Genomic DNA, 18,646 nt, shown 5'->3' with positions numbered 1-18,646 from the left:
TATAAATCAATACTTTTATCTAAAAAATGGGCTTTTTCGGGGGCGCTAGGGGCGATCGCCCCCTCCAGGGCGCCCATTCGAGGCGATCGGGTCTAAGTAAAAATACGGAAAAAAGCCAATTATGAAGATGAAGTTATCGTAAAGTGTCCGTGTTGAAAACATCAATAAAAACTGCACTTGTTCGATCCCACAGCTAGTGGATCTACTGGAAGTCTACTCAAATAAAAGAATCCTGAGAATGTAAACTAACTTCATCTTAAAAAGCGATAGTTTTTCATTTGTAGAAGCAAAACAATCCTAAAAGTTCCGGGTTTTTGACAATGGCAATCTTTCCAGAATCACCGAGAATAAGAACTAGGGGGAAGCAAGTTTGCAATGTAGTTAACACGAATAAATTGGCACAAGGAATTATGAAATCTCAACTCTTTACCAACGGACTTAAAACTGGAACAGTTGCTTTGGGTCTTCTCTGCTTAACGGCTCAAGGTGCCAGTGCCAATCCTTTGAACGGTGTAGTTTTCAACGTTTTCCTGGAATGTATTAACGATGGTGTCGTCCTGCAAAGAGATGACGCCCGGGTGAACGAATATAATTGGCAGTACGCGATCGATGCCACCAACGACGGCAGTGGCGGCAGCCAATTTGAAATGTTCGGGATGGGGGTTCGCGAAACCCAAGATAGCATTTGGGTCGTCCTCAACGGCAATACACCTCTGACTGGCGTCTTTGATTCTGATGCGGCTGACGACAATATTGGCTGGGGCGATTTATTCTTTAATTTAAACCCGACAACTGATTTCCAAACAGCTAGTAGTGAAGGCAGTTTGTACGGCGTTCGCTTCGCGGGTACGAACGATTCTGGAGTCTCCGAAGTCGGTTTATACAGAAATGTCACCGCTCAAAGCGTTACTGGATCGAACCACGGTTATGCTAGCTTGGATGCTTACCACGACGCGATTGCGAGCGCAGATTTGGGCGACATGGACGCCGATGGGTATCTCGACAACGGCCAACAATACTATCGAGGAGGGAGTAGCCTCAATACGATCGCCTCTGGAACTCCCCTCAGTGGGATTAATTGGCTCAGTGACGAGGACTTAGCCGACGGACATTTCGATCGCTCGTTATTTGGCGGTAGCGAAACCATCGCTTTTAGCTTTAGCAAATCCTCCGTTTTCGGCGAACCCGAAGCCCCGACTCAAAGTGTTCCCGAACCTTCTAGCCTCATCGGTTTGGCGTTCCTCGGCTTGAGTGCTTTCGGTGTCAAACGTCATAAAAAACAAAGCAGCAATTGGTGACATCCTCCCGAGGCTGAATCAAAGATTACAGCGCGGGCTTCCCAGCCTCACGATTGGGTATTCCTGCCCCGCGCCACTTATCTAGGTCATAGACCCCCGACAGACCGACTTGACAGGCGGTTTCCGTTCCCCAGAGTCCCTGGGTTACTACGTTTTCTTGTCCACGACGCAAAACCATCTCGGCTGCAGCATGGTCACGATGCGTTCGATACCCACACTCAGGACAATGATGCTCTCTGACTTCCAACCCTTTGCTCGCCGTAGCAAGGCAGGATGGACAGGTTTGACTGGTGCCGTTGGGATTGACTTTAGCAAAGTAGACCCCACGCTTCCAGCAAACCCATTCCGTCAGAGACAGGAATTGTCCGAAGGCAGCATCTACACAATCTTTTCGCAGCATTCCTCTCGTCAAGCTTTTGACGTTGAGGTCTTCTGCAAAGATGGTTTGCGCCCGATCGCAAAGCTGATGAGCCGTTTTCAGATGGAAGTCTTTACGACGATTGGCAATGCGATGGTGCATTCTAGCCACTTCGATTTGCGCCTTCTCCCAATTTTGAGAACCCTTCTGTTTTCGTGCTGCTCTGCGTTGCAGCAATTTTAGCTTGCGTTGCATCGACTTGAAAAACTTAGGGCGTTCTTGGAAAGAGCGATCGCAAGCCGTCAAGAATCGCTCTAATCCCAGGTCAATCCCAATCGCGCGACCGCGAACTGGAGCATCGGGAACCGAGATATCCGATTCAATCGTGACGACAACGTACCATTGCGTTCCTCGCACCCTGGACAATACCCTTACCTGTATCCCCCCAACCCCCCTTTGAAAGGGGGGCGAAGGGGGGATGCAGGTTGATGGGTACTTCCCCGATCTTTGGCAATTTGATTGTGAAGCCATTGATGGGATTGTTCTTGAACTGGGGAAATAGAAAGGATTTGAGTTGACCGAATTTTTTGAAATGCGGGAATCCATATCCCCGTTTCTGAAATACTTCCCAGGTATCGTGCAGTCTGCGAATCGTGGTCTGCAACACCTGAGAATGCACCTGACCCAGATGCGGGAATTGCTTCTTTGCTTTGGGCAGGTTGTTCTGCTGACGATGGTAAGACGGGAATGGCTCATCGGCGGGAATGATGTATTCCTTTTCCAACGAGCATCGGTCTACCGAACACTTACGAGAAGCAATCCAATCCTTGAGTTCGCGCAAAGCGTAGTTATATACCCCTCTGCACGTCTCAAGCCACGACCGCAGTTCAGTCTGCTGTACGACATTTGGATAGATTCGGTAGGTGTAGTTCATGGTCAGCATGACTATAATTTACTACAGACTATAGCTGCTGATAAATGCTGGTCTCATCCCCATCGTAGGGCTTGACCCTTCCCGCAGGGTGGGGATGAGACCAGCTCCCCGAACCCCTCAAAAGTTAATCCAATTGGAAAGCATTGTTCGACAATAATTCAGAGATTGCGAGGAGGGACACGGCAATGCCGCGTCCCTCCTGTGTCGTCCGAGCGAGGCACACGATCGCATACAATCAAGAAGTTGCCTTCGAGTCTCGGTCATGCAAAATACTCGTCTTAACAGCTTGTTCGATCTTGCTTTCGGGCGGTTGCGGGCGTCCCTTCGCAATCCTTGGCGGCGACTGGCGTTATTTGCGATTAGTTTTCTGTTAGGCAATTTGATGGGAACGACGATTTCGACGATCGCCGGACAAAATGCCAACTTAGATACGGTGGTCGCCGCGATCTTAATTGTAGTGACCGAAACTTACAGTTGGTTTGTCTATCGGGCCAATCGCCGAGTCTCCCAATCCTTGTTCGTCCAAAGCGTCAATGCGTTTAAAGTCGGCTTAATTTACAATCTCTTCGTTTTGGCCTTTACCCTCGGATCCTAACCTCTGCGTGTCCTTGCCCGGATTCATCCCGACAGCGTCATGACCGACCGAACGACAACGATCGCCGCAATTTTGCAACAGTGGGCGCGCGGTGAGATTTCCTCTGCGGAGGCGATCGCCCAACTCGAACCCTACGAACTCGAAGACCCGCGCCGTCTCAACGCTTTCGGCATCGATCGCGATCGCCTCCGGACCGATTTAGCCCAGCGATCGCGCCTTTTCGAGTCCGTCGTGGGGCGCCCGAGTTTAAAGCGTATCGACAGCAAGACATTTTTACCGAGTTTGTGGTTCGTCTGGCTCCCCCTCGCCCAACACTTAGCCCGTCGGCGAACCGATCTGGGTCGGCCCTGGATTCAGGGGATTTTAGGATTGCAGGGAACGGGCAAAACCACCCTCACTCACATTTTAAGCGCGATCCTCACCGAGTTAGACCTCAAGGTACTCTGTTTGTCCGTAGACGACCTCTACAAAACCTATCGCGATCGCCAACAACTGCAACGACAAGACCCCCGCTTAATTTGGCGCGGTCCCCCGGGAACCCACGATATCGACCTGGGAATCGCCGTATTAGACCGACTGCGATCGCCCGACGATCGCCCGATCGCCGTTCCCCGGTTCGACAAATCCGCTTATGGCGGCGCGGGCGATCGGGGCGAACCCGAACGAGTCGGCGCCGTGGATCTCGTCCTCTTTGAAGGTTGGTTGGTCGGCGTGCGCCCGATCGCCTCCCACCACTTCGATCGCGCCCCCTGGCCCATCGAAACCGACGCCGACCGCCAATTTGCTCGGGACTGTAACGACCGCCTGCACGCCTATCTCCCCTTGTGGGATCGCCTCGATCGCCTCACCGTCCTCGATCCCGTCGATTGGCAACTGAGCTGTCAGTGGCGAATGCAAGCGGAACGCGAAATGAAAGCGCGAGGACGCGACGGGATGAGTGACGACCAAATCCGAGCTTTCGTCGAATATTTCTGGAAAGCCTTACATCCCGAACTATTCCTGCCTCCCTTGCGGGCCGATCGCGATCGGGTAGACCTGATTTTACAGATCGATCGCGATCGCTCCTACCGCGCCGCGTACTAAAACCGCTTATTGCCCTTGGGGCGCGCGATTGCCCGCCGTCCCCGGATTGATATTAATAAACGGTAGCGCGCCATCGTTCCCCATCACCATCGGAAACTGACCGTTCCACTTCTCGATCGCCGCCTGTTGCAAAATTTCCTGGGTAATCGTTTCTCTTAACAGCCGTTGCGCTTCCGCTTGTCCCCTCGCGCGGTTAATTTCTGCCTGGGCATCTTGTTCCGCTTGTTGGGCGCGAAACACGGCGCGCTTAGCATCTTGTTCGGCAATTTGTTTCGCTTCGATCGCTTTCGCAAACTCCGGCGAAAACGCGACATCGACTAAAGAAATATCCCGAATAATCAACCCGTAATCTTGCAGCCGAGCTTGCAATTCGCGATCGATTTCGTCTTTTAATTCCGTGCGTTTGGTAATAATTTCCTCCGCATTTTTCTTCGCCGTCGCCGCTTTCACGACTTCGGAAACTGCCGGGAAAATAATACGCTGCACCACCTGTTCCGAATCGCCAATACTCTGATAAACCTCATTGACCTTTTGCGGATCGATGCTCCAGTTGAGGGCAACATTCATTTTCACATCTTGCAAATCTTTCGAGGCCGCCTGGGCCGGAATATCGCTTTTATCGACGCGAACGCTAATTTTTTCGACGCTGTAAACGATCGGGACGATCGGATGGAGACCTTCCCCCAATACCGTATCTTGAACGGCGCCAAACTTCTTGAGAACGCCGCGCTGTCCCGCATCGACAATCACGAACGGTTTTAAGGCAGTAATCGCCAGCAGCAAAACAAAAGCTCCCGCAATGCCTCCCGCAATAATCAGAATATTTTTGGCATCATAGGAGGTTGCTGAATTTCGATTCGATCTCATAATCAATTTACCTGTATTGTGTTTTTCGCTTTCTCCACTCAATGGAACCTCACTGACAGAGAAATTGACCGATATTTTCCAAAAAATTTAAGTCTTATCCTCCATCGCCATCCAATTTGCAGTAAAACTGAACTCAAAAAATAGTTACCCGAAAGCGGTATCTACGCGATCGTGCCAAGATATTCGAGTACGACAACTGTATTGTTCTATGCTAGACCTTAAAAACGATGGGTGTCACTCAGTCATTTAGTTTTATGAAGACAAACCCCCCTCATGCTTGGCCCAGCAATACTCAAGAGGCGATTTCCATTCAAGAGCAGTTGCGATCGCAAGTCGTCACCACCGACGAATTGGCCGAGGTCCGCTACGTCGCTGGCGTCGATGTCGGTTACAAGCACTCCGATTCCCTCACCCGGGCCGCCGTTGTCGTCTTGAGCTTCCCGGATTTGCAATTGTGCGATCGCGCGATCGCACAAACCCCGACCACGTTTCCCTACATCCCCGGGTTTCTCTCCTTTCGCGAAGTCCCGGCGGTGTTACAAGCCTTAGAAAAATTGAAGATTACCCCGGATTTAGTCCTCTGCGACGGTCAGGGACTGGCCCATCCGCGCCGTTTCGGCTTGGCGTGTCATCTCGGTGTCATTACCGACCTTCCGGCGATCGGGGTCGCTAAATCGCGCCTCATCGGCGAACACGAAGCCTTAAGCAACCGTCGCGGACATTGGCAACCTCTCCTCGATCGCGGCGAAACCATCGGCGCCGTGGTGCGATCGCGCACCGGAGTCAAGCCGATTTACGTCTCCATCGGTCACCGAGTCGCTCTCACAACGGCGATCGATTATGTCTTACGCTGTACCTCCAAGTATCGGTTGCCGGAAACGACGCGCTGGAGCGATCGCCTTTCGCGCGAAGACAAAACTAATTAAGGCGATCGCACGAGAGACGGAAACTCGGGCAACCCCTCAATGCTTTCAATGTTCTGATTTATTATCTTGTATTAGAATAACACTCAACGCTTTGCAGGCACATTTAAAGGCAAAATTGTACATGAGATACGGATTTTACTTGTATGGTATTTTTCCCCTCCCGGGACCGCAAAAATTAGAGCTAGAAGGATTGGATAAACAACCCGTTAAAACTCATATTTTTGATGATTTTGTGTTTTTATATTCCGAAGCCAAACAACAACGCTATTTAGCCAGTCGGCGCAATTTACTCGGCCACGAAACCGTCTTGGAAGAAGCCATGCACGCCGGATATCGAACGGTTCTCCCCTTGAAATTCGGCACGATCGCCGAAAGCTGGCAAGCCGTCGAGAAGGAGTTACTCGTCCCTCATCGCCAACAGTTGCACGAGTTGTTAAAACAGTTGACGGGAAATCGAGAAGTCGGGATTAAAATCTTTTGGGAAACGAACGAAGAGTTACAACGCTTACTCGATCTCCAACCGGAATTAAAAGCGAAACGAGATAACTTACAAGGGAAAGTTTTAAGCATGGAAGAAACGATCGCCATCGGTCAGGAATTGGAGCGATCGCTCGAAGCTCAAAAACAGGGGATTATCGATCGCTTTCACCACGAACTCAATGCTCTAGCGATCGATAGGGTGGAAAACGATCCCCTTACCGAAGCGATGATTTATAATGCCGCTTATTTGATTCCTTGGGATCGAGAAACCGAATTCGGCGATCGCGTCGAACGTCTCGATCGCGCTTTTGAAGGTCGCCTGCGCATCCGCTACAACAATTTTACAGCCCCCTTCAATTTCGCACGGCTCAACTCCGATTAAATTGAGAGTTAAAATGAGTCCGAATGGCGATCGCTCGGTTGCTTTTTTTTGCCGAAACGGGCGATCGCTTCGCCTCATTTCTATCTTTAGGTAGATGTCGAATCTTGAAAAATTGGCTAGTCGCCAAGCAATTTTTTGCCTGATTCGTGGCTTCGCCCCCCTAAAAAGCTCACCAATTGAAGAAGTATTTCTTAACAAAATTAAGCTTCGTAACAATTCAAATCGTCGATCGACCCGCGATCGCAGAACCCTTGGTAAAATGGACGGCAGTTCTCTAAAAAATTCGAGATTTTCAAGTCTGAGCGAGCGATCGTGTTGCCATCCCCAAGGATCGACAACCGACTTGACCATTGCAATCAATTTTTGATGCTAGCCGCGATCGCCCGCATAGATTTGCAAAGCGATCGGCAATATGAAAAACTCATTTACCCGCTTAAAAACCCTGTCAAAATACTTGTCAAAATACTTGTCAAAATATTTGTCAAAATATTTGTCAAAATACTTTTGCAAATATAAATTTTACAGCATTTTAGGACTGGGCACGGCCTTAGTCATGCTCAGTTTTAAATTTTTGTTCGCTCTTCCGGCTTACGGTCAAGAAACTGTTACGATTAACATCTTGATGAACGCCCTCGAAGCCAGTCAATGGCAACCCTTCGTCCCCCAATTCGAGGCGGAAAACCCCGGAATCGACCTCAATATCATCGAAGGACCCAACGCCACTAATTTAATTGAAGATCTCTATACCTCCGCCTTTCTTCTCGGCGATTCGCCTTACGATCTCGTCTATATGGATACGGTTTGGGCGCCGAAATTCGCCGCCGCAGGCTGGCTACAACCCCTCGACGATCGCATCCCCAAAGCCGAACTCAACCAGTTTTTACCAGGGGATATCGAAGCGGGACGCTATCAAGACCAACTGTATCGCATTCCCGTGCGATCGGATGTCGGAATGCTCTATTACCGCACCGATTTATTAGCCGAAGGTGGTTACAATCCTCCAGAAACCTTTGAAGAATTACAAACCATTGCCGCCAATTTACAAGAAAATTCCCCAGCCGATTGGGGTTACCTTTGGCAAGGAAAACAATATGAAGGACTCTCGGCGATGTTCGTCGAAGTTCTCAAAGGATATGGCGGTTTTTGGATCGATCCCGCAACCAATACCGTCGGACTCGATCGCGCCAATGCGATCGATGCCGTCAAATTTTTAACCGCAACAATCGACACTGGAATTACACCAAAAGGCGTGACTACCTACACCGAAAATGAAACGCTTCGGTTTTTCATTAACGGCGAATCCGTATTTTTAAGAAATTGGCCTTATGTATGGCGAGAAGCCAATAAAGATGACTCGCCCATTGCCGGAAAAATTGCCCTCAAACCGATGGTTCATGCCCCCAAATATAACAGTGGCGGCTGTCAAGGTGGGTGGGGATTGGGCATCTCTTCCACCACCGCCTATACCGAGGAAGCCTGGAAAGTTATTCAATATTTCAGTAGCGAAGAATTTCAACGCCAATTCGTCTTATCCACCAGCTACGTTCCCTCGCGACGATCGCTGTTTACCGACCCCCAAATTGTCGCCGAATACGGTCACTATCCCGAACTGTTAAGCGTGTTAGATAACGCCGTTTTGCGTCCTCCCGTCGCCCAATACGCCCAAGCCTCCGATATTTTACAACGCTATCTCACGGCGGCGTTAAGCGGGCGATTGACCCCGGAAGACGCCATGCAAAGCGCCGCCGCCGAAACTCGCAGGTTATTAGGGCAGTAAATCGCGTGGAGAGTAGCGATTTACCTCACTTAATACCGCGATCGCCCGTCCCGTTCTCCCGAGATCGTTTCTCATATAAGGTATGCCGATCTCATGGCTTCAATGGCGATCGCCTTTTAACCCCCGTTTTTCACCGATTGAATTTTCACCGATTGAATTTTAGCCGATTGTAGAAATCTACAACTTCTTCCATGAAAATCGATACAATTCGAGGTAGAGACCAACTCACCGGGTGGATTCTCGTTACCCCCGCATTGCTGTTATTATTACTCGTCTTTGCTTATCCCATCGGACGTGCATTCGTCTTGAGTTTGTTCGCTGAAAACCTCGGGACTAACTTGCAAGCCGAATTTACAGGATTGTCCAATTACGCCCGTATGTTTGGAGACGGTCGCTTTTGGCAAAGTATCTGGAATACGAGCATTTTTACAACAGCATCCGTGATTTTAGAATTGATTTTTGGGTTGGGAATTGCCCTCGTTTTAAATCAATCTTTTCCCGGACGGGGCGCCGTTCGCACGATCGCCATTATTCCTTGGGCCTTACCGACTGCGATTATGGCGTTAGCTTGGGCGTGGATTTTTAACGATCAATTCGGCGTCGTCAATGATATTTTAATGCGTTTGGGACTGATCCAACAAGGGATTAACTGGTTGGGAAATCCAGCCCTGGCAATGGTGGCGGTCGTGGTCGCCGATGTTTGGAAAACCACTCCATTTATTAGTATTTTATTGCTGGCTGGATTGCAATCCATTTCCGAGGATTTATACGAAGCTCACGCGATCGACGGCGCCACGCCTTGGCAGAGTTTTCGCCAAATTACGCTGCCGCTTTTAATGCCACAAATTACGATCGCCTTACTATTTCGGTTCGCCCAAGCTTTCGGCATTTTCGATCTCATTCAAGTGATGACTGGAGGCGGCCCCGGGGGAGCAACTGAAATGGTCTCGGTTTATATCTATGCCAATGTCATGCGCTATCTCGATTTTGGTTATGGTGCGGCGTTAGTGGTGGTGACTTTTTTGCTCCTAATTATCGTGGTGGCGATCGCCGCTTATTTTCTCTCGAAATCTCGCCATAGTAGCGATCCAATTTAGTTAAATTGTGACCATCTTTGAAAGATATTTAATTTGTAATTCGATCTGATTTAATTTGTAGATTATGGCAACAGCATCCAGCTCAAATCAAAACAATTCAAATCAAAATCAATCGATCGCTTTTTCCTGGCGATCGCTCGTGATTCCCATTGCCGTAACGGCGATCGTAGTTTTTACCTTAGCGCCCGTTTTGTGGCAACTGCTGACTTCTTTTAAAGTCAACCCAGAAATCGAAACAATTCCCAATGTTTATATCCCCTCCAAAATCACCGTTCAACATTATACGGAATTGTTCGTGCGTCGTCCGTTCTTTGCCTATATTTTAAACAGTGCTTTGGTCTCGATCGTTTCAACTGTATTGTGTTTGGCGATCGGGTCTCCCGCCGCTTATGCCTTGGCGCGATTGAGAATAGCGGGAGAAAAAATCATTCTGGCAGGAGTTTTAATCGTTACCCTGTTTCCTTACATTCTGCTCTTTTTAGGCTTGCTGGAAGTCATCAAAGCGGTGGGATTGGCGAATAACTATTTAGCTTTGATTATCCCCTACACGGCGATTAATTTACCCTTGACGATTCTGGTCATGCGCAGCTTCTTTCAGCAACTCCCTAAAGATTTAGAAGATGTCGCCAAAGTAGACGGTTACAATACTTGGCAGATGTTAACTCGAATTGTTTTACCGCTTACCTTGCCTGCTATGGTGACTACGGGAATTTTAACCTTTATTTTTTCTTGGAATGAGTTTCTTTTTGCTTTGACTTTTATCACCAAAGAAACCATGAAAACGATTCCCGTCGCCGCCGCCCAATTAAGCGGGGCTTCTCAATTCGATACGCCTTACGGCGCCCTAGCCGCCGCCACAATTCTCGGGACGTTGCCGTTGATTTTATTGGTGTTATTCTTCCAACGTAAGATCGTACAAGGGTTAACGGCGGGGGCGGTGAAAGGGTAGAGAAAGATAGAAGAGTATCCCCCGCCGCCCGGGGCGATCTTTTATTCAGAAATAGCAGGAAAAATAGCAGGAAAAATAGCAGGAGTTCGCAAAATGGCTAAACTAGAGATTAAAAACCTCAATAAAACATACAATTCCAAAACGATTCCCGTTAAAAATATCAGCCTGGAAGTCAACGATGACGAATTTTTAACCTTACTCGGACCGTCGGGCTGCGGTAAATCGACTACCTTAAGATTAATTGCTGGATTGGAACAACCCACCCGAGGTCAAATCTTAATCGGCGATCGCGACGTGACCCATTTAAAACCGGGCGATCGCGATATTTCGATGGTATTTCAAAGCTACGCCCTTTATCCTCATATGACCGTTTATGAAAATATGGCCTCGGGGTTGAAACTGCGAAAAATTCCGACCCAAGAAATTAGAAAACGGGTTGAAGAAGCCAGCCGCTTGTTAGATTTAAACCTGGATTTAATGAATCGCAAACCCGGGCAACTCTCCGGCGGACAAAGACAGCGAGTGGCTTTGGGTCGCGCCTTAGTCCGACAGCCGGAGGTATTTTTATTAGACGAACCGTTAAGTAATTTAGATGCGCTCTTGCGCGAACGAGTACGCGCCGAAATCAAACAATTATTTGAACAACAAAAAGCCCCGGTGGTCTACGTCACTCACGACCAAGTAGAGGCGATGACCCTTTCGAGTAAAGTGGCCGTCCTTTACGAAGGAAACGTCCAACAACTCGACCCTCCGCAACGAATTTATACCCATCCCGCCAATCAATTTGTGGCGGGGTTTGTCGGCAGTCCTCAGATGAATTTACTGACTTTGAATTGTCAGGGAAATCATGGGATTTTAGGCGATCTGCACATTCCTTTACCGGAAGGGTTATCGACGCCACCACAAATCGTCATGGGAATTCGTCCGGAACACGTGAGACTTCCCCAGGAGACCGATCGCCTCATCGTGCACGGACGGATCTTTTTAGTGGAAAACTTGGGAATGCAAAACCTCTTGAGTGTGAGAGTGACCGGAGAGCATGACGAATCTACCACAGTTCGGGCGTTGTTATCCGCAGATGTAGACTGGGGAGGGGATGAGGTGAAATTAGCGATCCCCCCGGAGTCCATCCATTGGTTTGACCTCAAAACAGGCGATCGCCTCCGTTAGCATCCGCCGCAACCCCCCACCAACAAAGTCCCCCTTGTTAAGGGGGATTTAGGGGGATCTAAATGTCTTGCATAGCAGAGGAAAGTGCTGTACGGGCGATCGATGAGCTATCATCGAAACATGAGTCACCCCCCGCCATAGGTGAGAACACCGACCCCATGAACGCAGAAGACTATCGCAGCTTTTTGCAAGAGCTGTTGCAAGCAATCATTGCAAGCAACAATAACCGACAGGTCGTTTATCCCCTCCTCGCACGACACCAAGATAAACTCGACTTGACTTTTGCCGAAGTTGCCACACAGTGGTTTAACTCCCAACTCGACAAAAATCAGTCAGAAAGAAACCAAGCCCTAACGTCGATCTTCTACCTTGCTGTCGATCTATATCAATTTCCGTTAGGCAATCGGGCGAACAACCTCGAAATCGCGATCGCCTGTTACGGAGAGGCATTACAAGTGTGTACCCGCGACGCCTTTCCCCAAGATTGGGCCACGACCCAATATAATCTGGGGAATGCCTACTCCGACCGCATCCGAGGGGAACGGGGGGAGAATCTCGAGGAGGCGATCGCCTGTTACCGAGGGGCTTTACACGTTTATACCCGCGACGCCTTTCCCCAAGAGTGGGCGATGACCCAAAACAATCTGGGGAATGCCTACTCCGACCGCATCCGAGGGGAACGGGGGGAGAATCTCGAGGAGGCGATCGCCTGTTACCGAGGGGCTTTACACGTTTATACCCGCGACGCCTTTCCCCAAGAGTGGGCGATGACCCAAAACAATCTGGGGAATGCCTACAGAAACCGCATCCGAGGGGAACGGGGGGAGAATCTCGAAGAGGCGATCGCCTGTTACGGAGAGGCATTACAAGTGCGTACCCGCGACGCCTTTCCCCAAGATTGGGCGATGACCCAAAACAATCTGGGGAATGCCTACAGAAACCGCATCCGAGGGGAACGGGGGGAGAATCTCGAGGAGGCGATCGCCTGTTACGGAGAGGCATTACAAGTGCGTACCCGCGACGCTTTTCCCCAACAGTGGGCCACGACCCAAAACAATCTGGGGACTGCCTACTCCGACCGCATCCGAGGGGAACGGGGGGAGAATCTCGAAGCGGCGATCGCCTGTTACCGAGAGGCTTTACACGTTTATACCCGCGACGCTTTTCCCCAACAGTGGGCCACGACCCAAAACAATCTGGGGAATGCCTACTTATACCGCATCCGAGGGGAACGGGGGGAGAATCTCGAGGAGGCGATCGCCTGTTACCGAGAGGCTTTACACGTTTATACCCGCGACGCTTTTCCCCAACAGTGGGCCATGACCCAAAACAATCTGGGGACTGCCTACTTATACCGCATCCGAGGGGAACGGGGGGAGAATCTCGAGGAGGCGATCGCCTGTTACCGAGGGGCATTACAAGTGCGTACCCGTGACGCTTTTCCCCAAGACAATGCGGAAACCTTATTCAATCTAGGCTTAGCCTATCGCGATGCTTCCCAATTACACGATGCCTACGATACCTTTAAAGAGGGCATCGATACCGTAGAGTTGATCCGCAGTGGCATCATCGAAGGGGGCGAAGCGGACCGCCAGAAATTAGCAGAAGAATGGAATAAGCTCTATCGCCATACTGTCGAAGTCTGTTTGGAGTTGGAACAGTACGCCGCCGCCCTGGAATACGTCGAACGCAGCAAAGCACGCAACTTGGTCGAACTGCTCGCCGCCATCCGGCTCAAACCCGACGGCGTCTCCGCACAGGTGTGGGAACGCTATTGTCAACTGCACGAACAATGGCTGCAATTACAACAGAACCGACCGCAAAACGGCAACCCCGGGCCGACCTTCAGCGCCAGTGACGACGGGGAAGCGCGCCAAGTCCGCCGTCCTCACCCCGGCGATACCGCAACCCCCGCCCCAAACAGACCGACCTTGGCGCAGTTACGGCAGCAAATCGACGAGTTCGTCGAACGCGAGATCGCTCCCCACGACAAGCAATTCCGCTTCGGACAAGGAGTCCAACCGATGGAATATGGAGAGATCCAAGCCCTCCTCGGCGAAGGGACTGCCCTGTTGGAATGGTACCTTACCGCCGATGCCATTCACGGCTTTCTGGTCACCCGCCACGACGACGGCCCCCAACATTTCGCCACCGACCGCGCCGCCGCCACTGCGTTAACCGAGTTGACCGACGAGTATCTCAAAAATTACATTCACTCTCAAAAGAACTGGCGGGCAAAGTTACCCGAGGTCCTGCAACGATTGGCGGCGATTTTGCCCCTCCAGGAGATCGGCGCCAAGCTGAGCAATTGCGACGAATTAATCGTCATTCCTCACCGCAACTTGCACCTGTTCCCCTTCCACGCTTTGCCCCTAGGGGAGACCCCGGGTCAGTATTTCGGCGATCTATTCTCTCGGGGGATTCGCTACGCCCCCAGCAGCCAAATCTTACACCTGTCGGTCAGACAGGGCAATGTTGCCGGGTCGCCCTTACCCCTGTTTGCCATCCAAAATCCCACCGGAGATTTGCCGTACACGGATTTAGAAGTGCAAGCGATCTCCAAAAACTTCGCTCCCGCCCAGATTTTAGCAGGCGAAACCGCCACGAAACCCACCTTTAGCACCCAGAAAGATGTCTTGAAAACGGCGGCGGTGGCGCATTTCTCCTGTCACGGTCTGTTCGACTTCAGCCAACCGCGCAAGAGCGCCCTCATCCTCGCCAATGCTCGCATAGAGACGGGTTCGACCAGCGCGAGTAAGGGAGTGCGCTCAATTCGATCGCGCCGAGGCGACTTCGACGCCGAAGCTTGCTTCACCCTCCCGGAAATCTTCGACCTCCGCCTGCCAAACTGCCGCCTAGTCAGCCTTTCCGCCTGCGAAACTGCCATGGTCGATATCCAACAAACCAGCGATGAATATATCAGTTTGGTGGCTGGGTTTCTGTTCGCCGGGGCGCCGAATGTTCTGGGCACGTTATGGGCGGTCAACGATTTTTCGACGGCGTTGTTGACCGTCCGCTTTTACGAGTTATTCCTATCGCGGGAGTCCGATGTATCGGTAGCTGTCGCATTGAAAACTGCCCAAACCTGGTTGCGCGAGTCTACCGTGGGTGACTTGTTAAAGTGGGTTGAAGATTCGCGGTCCATCGATAGTGAGGAGAAAAAGAAGCTGCAAAACTATTTGGATTTGGATTGGCTCGATTTAGACGAAACCCCGTTTGAATCTCCTTACTTTTGGGCTGGATTTACTGCAGTCGGTCAATAAGACAAGCAAGCGATAGGAAAAACACCAATGCCGTCTCCCTACGGCGGATGCAATAATATATAGCACTCGGGCGATCTGATGAGGTACAGTGCCGATCCCGAAATCCCCCCAACCCCCCTTGGAAAGGGGGGCAGTGAAAGTCCCCCTTTCCAAGGGGGCAGTGAAAGTCCCCCTTTCAAAGGGGGCAGTGAAAGTCCCCCTTTCAAAGGGGGCAGTGAAAGTCCCCCTTTCCAAGGGGGCAGTGAAAGTCCCCCTTTCCAAGGGGGATTTAGGGGGATTTAAATGTCTTGCATAGCCGAGGAAAATAATACAGCAATTGGCACTCTCATGAGATACACGAGGCACATATCCCCCCAACCCCCCTTAACAAGGGGGGCAGTGAAAGTCTCCCTTTCCAAGGGGGCAGTGAAAGTCCCCCTTTCCAAGGGGGATTTAGGGGGATTTAAATGTCTTGCATAGCCGAGGAAAATAATACAGCAATTGGCACTCTCATGAGATACACGAGGCACATATCCCCCCAACCCCCCTTGTTAAGGGGGGCAGTGAAAGTCCCCCTTTCCAAGGGGGCAGTGAAAGTCTCCCTTTCCAAGGGGGATTTAGGGGGATTTAAATGTCTTGCATAGCCGAGGAAAATAATACAGCAATTGGCACTCTCATGAGATACACGAGGCACATATCCCCCCAACCCCCCTTAACAAGGGGGGCAGTGAAAGTCTCCCTTTCCAAGGGGGCAGTGAAAGTCCCCCTTTCCAAGGGGGATTTAGGGGGATTTAAATGTCTTGCATAGCCGAGGAAAATAATACAGCAATTGGCACTCTCATGAGATACACGAGGCACATATCCCCCCAACCCCCCTTAACAAGGGGGGCAGTGAAAGTCCCCCTTTCCAAGGGGGCAGTGAAAGTCCCCCTTTCCAAGGGGGATTTAGGGGGATTTAAATGTCTTGCATAGCCGAGGAAAATAATACAGCAATTGGCACTCTCATGAGATACACGAGGCACATATCCCCCCAACCCCCCTTAACAAGGGGGGCAGTGAAAGTCCCCCTTTCCAAGGGGGCAGTGAAAGTCCCCCTTTCCAAGGGGGCAGTGAAAGTCCCCCTTTCCAAGGGGGATTTAGGGGGATTTAAATGTCTTGCATAGCCGAGGAAAATAATACAGCAATTGGCACTCTCATGAGATACACGAGGCACATACCCCCCCAACCCCCCTTAACAAGGGGGGCAGTGAAAGTCCCCCTTTCCAAGGGGGCAGTGAAAGTCCCCCTTTCCAAGGGGGATTTAGGGGGATTTAAATGTCTTGCATAGCCGAGGAAAATAATACAGCAATTGGCACTCTCATGAGATACACGAGGCACATATCCCCCCAACCCCCCTTAACAAGGGGGGCAGTGAAAGTCCCCCTTTCAAAGGGGGCAGTGAAAGTCCCCCTTTCCAAGGGGGATTTAGGGGGATTTAAATGTCTTGCATAGCCGAGGAAAATAATATATAGAATAGACAGATAAAACCATCACCCGTACAGAAAACAATTTAAGTAGGAAAAATGACACCAGAAATAATAATTAAGGCATTCTTAGAAGTTTGGGAGACTCAACCGGAGTTATTCGAGGAAACGGGCGCTGTCGATAGTTTGGAAAGTCTGCAAACTCAAATCATCGAATTGCGCGGACAAGACAATGAAACCGTCGCGAAAACCCTCAAAAAATGGTGCAAGACTTACAAACCTTTACGCAATGAAGTTTTAGAAAATAGCCGCAAACCCAAACTCAGCAGAACAAAACCGGAAGATCGGAGCCAGGTTCTCACCAATCGCTATCCCGAATTATATCAAAATTTAAACGAACGAGTGCCGACGCATGACACGGAGAACTCGTAATGACTGCGCCCGAAAACCCGAAGTCTCATCCTGCTTCAGATGAGTCGATTGACGCCCCCAATGTCTATCTGTTCGCTTCTTTTTTGCAAAAAAATCGGGAACACACCGATAAAATTAAGGGGAATCACCCGTTATGGCAATGGTGCGATCGATTTTTAAAATCTTTTGACGACAAGCAACTGACTCCCCAGCTCCAGTTTCCCGAAGATCCCACCGATGAGATTCGGATTGATTTATTACCCAACGATACCAATAGTTTAGATTTCCGCGATCGCAATAACCCGGATTTAGAAGGAGCGATTCAACCCTTACAACTCCACGATAGTTATGTCATTTACCTCAATGTCGGCTATCCCGACAATGAGGAGTCGGCTAGTTCGCGCTTTCAGGTGCCGATTTCTTCTCTAGGATCCTTCAATCCCAATAAAGAATTATTAATTGCTCCCGATACGCCCTTATTTTTAGGCTCTACTTTACTCGTCACCGCCTGGTTGACGACGAGAAACAAACAACTCAATTTTGACTATCTGCACGATTTAAGCGATGGGTGTTATACGGAATTAATCGGGCAAACGCCGCCACCCGTCCCCCGCCGTGGGGAGTTATTTGGAAGTACGATTTATGAATATGAGTTACCCAAAAACGGCGATCGTTGCGATCGCGTCTTGGTTTGGCTCTTCCGCGACGAGAATGCCGACCAAAAGTTTAGTGATTGCTATCAACAATTCACCGAACTATTCTTTTATCGCCATAAAGTTGTCCGAGCGTTTCAAGATAGCCGTAAAGTTTATCAAAACCTCGATCGCGATTACACCGAAGTCGAACAAAAGCTCGACTCACTGCACGGCAAACTCGAAACCGCTCAAAAACGCATTGACTATCGGCAATTAGAACAGTTCCAAAGCCAGTTAAAAGTCCTGGCGACAGACGCTTTAAGCTACACGCGATCGTTGCGAAAGTTGGAGGATTATCAAACAACGATCGAGATAAATCTTTACAATTATAATGAGAAGTTAGCGCAGATTTGTGGTAAACTCGAAGTCGATAAGGAAGAACTATCAACTTTAAGTCAATTCTCGGAGGCTACCGCGCCCCATTTCCTCAGAAAAATTAGTGCGGATTTGCGCTACTACAAACACGGCACCGATTTGATCGAGGGAGCGATCGCCTCCATTCGCGGCATCGTAGAAATTGACCAGGCGAAGCGCGATCGGGCGATCGAGAATACGATTCAAAACTTGGGTGCGGGTTTGGGGGCAGGTGGGATCGCCGCCTCGGCCCTGTCCGGTCACATCAGTACGGGCATGACCCTCAAACTCACGGGGAATTGGCAAGATATTCACCCCGGCGTTCTCACTTTGCTTGTCAGTGGGGGAATTGGTATATTTTTCTTCGCGATCGCCGCTTGTCTCAACGGCAGTATCGCCAAATGGTGGCAGAAATATCGGTAAAAGCGCCATTGGCGATTTGCATCGAGTCATTAAACGCCGAACCCGCATTCTGTCGCGTGACGGAAAGTTCCCCAAAAAAGACAATGGAACGGCCAATCTAGGGGGAGAAGCAGAGAAGTGAGAGAAGCCGAACCCTTGATGA

The 18,646-nt window shown here is 50.1% G+C and carries 15 protein-coding genes; 12 read left to right on the top strand and 3 right to left on the bottom strand.

The window, feature by feature from the left end; translation table 11 throughout:
* The first annotated feature begins 410 nt into the window (after positions 1 to 410).
* Entirely contained in the window at positions 411 to 1,298 is an 888-nt protein-coding gene (locus tag HCG48_RS08445) for a PEP-CTERM sorting domain-containing protein (protein WP_168568759.1), read from the top strand.
* A gap of 25 nt (positions 1,299 to 1,323) precedes the next feature.
* On the opposite strand, the gene HCG48_RS25920 is transcribed toward HCG48_RS08445, so the two are convergent.
* Entirely contained in the window at positions 1,324 to 2,073 is a 750-nt protein-coding gene (locus tag HCG48_RS25920; RefSeq protein WP_246259979.1) for an RNA-guided endonuclease InsQ/TnpB family protein, read from the bottom strand.
* Positions 2,036 to 2,599, bottom strand: coding sequence for an RNA-guided endonuclease InsQ/TnpB family protein (locus HCG48_RS25915; protein WP_246259978.1), 564 nt, complete (start codon positions 2,597 to 2,599; stop codon positions 2,036 to 2,038). The genes HCG48_RS25920 and HCG48_RS25915 overlap by 38 nt, the downstream gene beginning before the upstream one ends.
* A gap of 253 nt (positions 2,600 to 2,852) precedes the next feature.
* On the opposite strand from HCG48_RS25915, the gene HCG48_RS08435 reads away from it, so the two are divergent.
* Positions 2,853 to 3,185, top strand: a complete 333-nt coding sequence (locus HCG48_RS08435; protein WP_168568758.1) for a DUF565 domain-containing protein — start codon at positions 2,853 to 2,855, stop codon at positions 3,183 to 3,185.
* A gap of 39 nt (positions 3,186 to 3,224) precedes the next feature.
* Positions 3,225 to 4,268 (top strand): glycerate kinase, encoded by a 1,044-nt coding sequence (locus HCG48_RS08430; RefSeq protein WP_246259976.1) that lies wholly within the window; start codon positions 3,225 to 3,227, stop codon positions 4,266 to 4,268.
* 6 nt (positions 4,269 to 4,274) lie between these two features.
* Here the strand turns inward: HCG48_RS08430 and HCG48_RS08425 are convergent, their stop codons facing one another.
* Positions 4,275 to 5,135: a prohibitin family protein gene (locus HCG48_RS08425; RefSeq protein ID WP_168568757.1), complete on the bottom strand. Its 861-nt coding sequence runs from the start codon at positions 5,133 to 5,135 to the stop codon at positions 4,275 to 4,277.
* A gap of 254 nt (positions 5,136 to 5,389) precedes the next feature.
* Between HCG48_RS08425 and nfi the strand changes: the two genes are divergently transcribed.
* The 9 genes from nfi to HCG48_RS08380 all read left to right on the top strand — a co-directional run bounded on the left by nfi (position 5,390) and on the right by HCG48_RS08380 (position 18,504).
* The gene (gene nfi / locus HCG48_RS08420; RefSeq protein ID WP_168568756.1) at positions 5,390 to 6,061 is read left to right on the top strand and encodes a deoxyribonuclease V; all 672 of its coding nucleotides are present in this window, start codon (positions 5,390 to 5,392) and stop codon (positions 6,059 to 6,061) included.
* 121 nt (positions 6,062 to 6,182) lie between these two features.
* Positions 6,183 to 6,923 carry a gas vesicle protein GvpF gene (gene gvpF, locus HCG48_RS08415; protein WP_168568755.1) on the top strand — a complete coding sequence of 247 codons (741 nt, stop codon included), beginning with the start codon at positions 6,183 to 6,185 and terminating at the stop codon, positions 6,921 to 6,923.
* 412 nt (positions 6,924 to 7,335) lie between these two features.
* The gene (locus tag HCG48_RS08410; RefSeq protein ID WP_168568754.1) at positions 7,336 to 8,700 is read left to right on the top strand and encodes an ABC transporter substrate-binding protein; all 1,365 of its coding nucleotides are present in this window, start codon (positions 7,336 to 7,338) and stop codon (positions 8,698 to 8,700) included.
* A gap of 191 nt (positions 8,701 to 8,891) precedes the next feature.
* Positions 8,892 to 9,797, top strand: coding sequence for a carbohydrate ABC transporter permease (locus tag HCG48_RS08405; protein ID WP_168568753.1), 906 nt, complete (start codon positions 8,892 to 8,894; stop codon positions 9,795 to 9,797).
* A 64-nt stretch (positions 9,798 to 9,861) separates the two neighbouring features.
* Positions 9,862 to 10,746 (top strand): carbohydrate ABC transporter permease, encoded by an 885-nt coding sequence (locus HCG48_RS08400; protein WP_168568752.1) that lies wholly within the window; start codon positions 9,862 to 9,864, stop codon positions 10,744 to 10,746.
* Positions 10,747 to 10,839: 93 nt separating this feature from the next.
* Positions 10,840 to 11,916, top strand: coding sequence for an ABC transporter ATP-binding protein (locus tag HCG48_RS08395; protein WP_168568751.1), 1,077 nt, complete (start codon positions 10,840 to 10,842; stop codon positions 11,914 to 11,916).
* A 158-nt stretch (positions 11,917 to 12,074) separates the two neighbouring features.
* The gene (locus tag HCG48_RS08390; RefSeq protein ID WP_246259975.1) at positions 12,075 to 15,179 is read left to right on the top strand and encodes a CHAT domain-containing tetratricopeptide repeat protein; all 3,105 of its coding nucleotides are present in this window, start codon (positions 12,075 to 12,077) and stop codon (positions 15,177 to 15,179) included.
* Between the two features lie 1,541 nt (positions 15,180 to 16,720).
* On the top strand, positions 16,721 to 17,053 hold the full coding sequence (locus HCG48_RS08385) for a hypothetical protein (RefSeq protein ID WP_168568749.1): 333 nt from the start codon (positions 16,721 to 16,723) through the stop codon (positions 17,051 to 17,053).
* Complete coding sequence (locus HCG48_RS08380) at positions 17,053 to 18,504, top strand: hypothetical protein (protein WP_168568748.1); 1,452 nt, start codon at positions 17,053 to 17,055, stop codon at positions 18,502 to 18,504. Before HCG48_RS08385 ends, HCG48_RS08380 begins: the two co-directional genes overlap by 1 nt.
* Positions 18,505 to 18,646: the final 142 nt, after the last annotated feature.

The sequence above is a fragment of the Oxynema aestuarii AP17 genome, assembly GCF_012295525.1.
Lineage (GTDB): Bacteria > Cyanobacteriota > Cyanobacteriia > Cyanobacteriales > Laspinemataceae > Oxynema > Oxynema aestuarii.
Note: the sequence above shows the minus strand (reverse complement) of the source record. Positions and strands in the feature narration are given on the sequence as shown.

Coding starts and splice junctions, on each gene's coding strand:
- HCG48_RS08445 (WP_168568759.1), top strand. CDS start 411: ATGAAATCTCAACTCTTTACCAACGGACTTAAAACTGGAACAGTTGCT.
- HCG48_RS25915 (WP_246259978.1), bottom strand. CDS start 2,599: ATGCTGACCATGAACTACACCTACCGAATCTATCCAAATGTCGTACAG.
- HCG48_RS08435 (WP_168568758.1), top strand. CDS start 2,853: ATGCAAAATACTCGTCTTAACAGCTTGTTCGATCTTGCTTTCGGGCGG.
- HCG48_RS08430 (WP_246259976.1), top strand. CDS start 3,225: ATGACCGACCGAACGACAACGATCGCCGCAATTTTGCAACAGTGGGCG.
- HCG48_RS08425 (WP_168568757.1), bottom strand. CDS start 5,135: ATGAGATCGAATCGAAATTCAGCAACCTCCTATGATGCCAAAAATATT.
- nfi (WP_168568756.1), top strand. CDS start 5,390: ATGAAGACAAACCCCCCTCATGCTTGGCCCAGCAATACTCAAGAGGCG.
- gvpF (WP_168568755.1), top strand. CDS start 6,183: ATGAGATACGGATTTTACTTGTATGGTATTTTTCCCCTCCCGGGACCG.
- HCG48_RS08410 (WP_168568754.1), top strand. CDS start 7,336: ATGAAAAACTCATTTACCCGCTTAAAAACCCTGTCAAAATACTTGTCA.
- HCG48_RS08405 (WP_168568753.1), top strand. CDS start 8,892: ATGAAAATCGATACAATTCGAGGTAGAGACCAACTCACCGGGTGGATT.
- HCG48_RS08400 (WP_168568752.1), top strand. CDS start 9,862: ATGGCAACAGCATCCAGCTCAAATCAAAACAATTCAAATCAAAATCAA.
- HCG48_RS08395 (WP_168568751.1), top strand. CDS start 10,840: ATGGCTAAACTAGAGATTAAAAACCTCAATAAAACATACAATTCCAAA.
- HCG48_RS08390 (WP_246259975.1), top strand. CDS start 12,075: ATGAACGCAGAAGACTATCGCAGCTTTTTGCAAGAGCTGTTGCAAGCA.
- HCG48_RS08385 (WP_168568749.1), top strand. CDS start 16,721: ATGACACCAGAAATAATAATTAAGGCATTCTTAGAAGTTTGGGAGACT.
- HCG48_RS08380 (WP_168568748.1), top strand. CDS start 17,053: ATGACTGCGCCCGAAAACCCGAAGTCTCATCCTGCTTCAGATGAGTCG.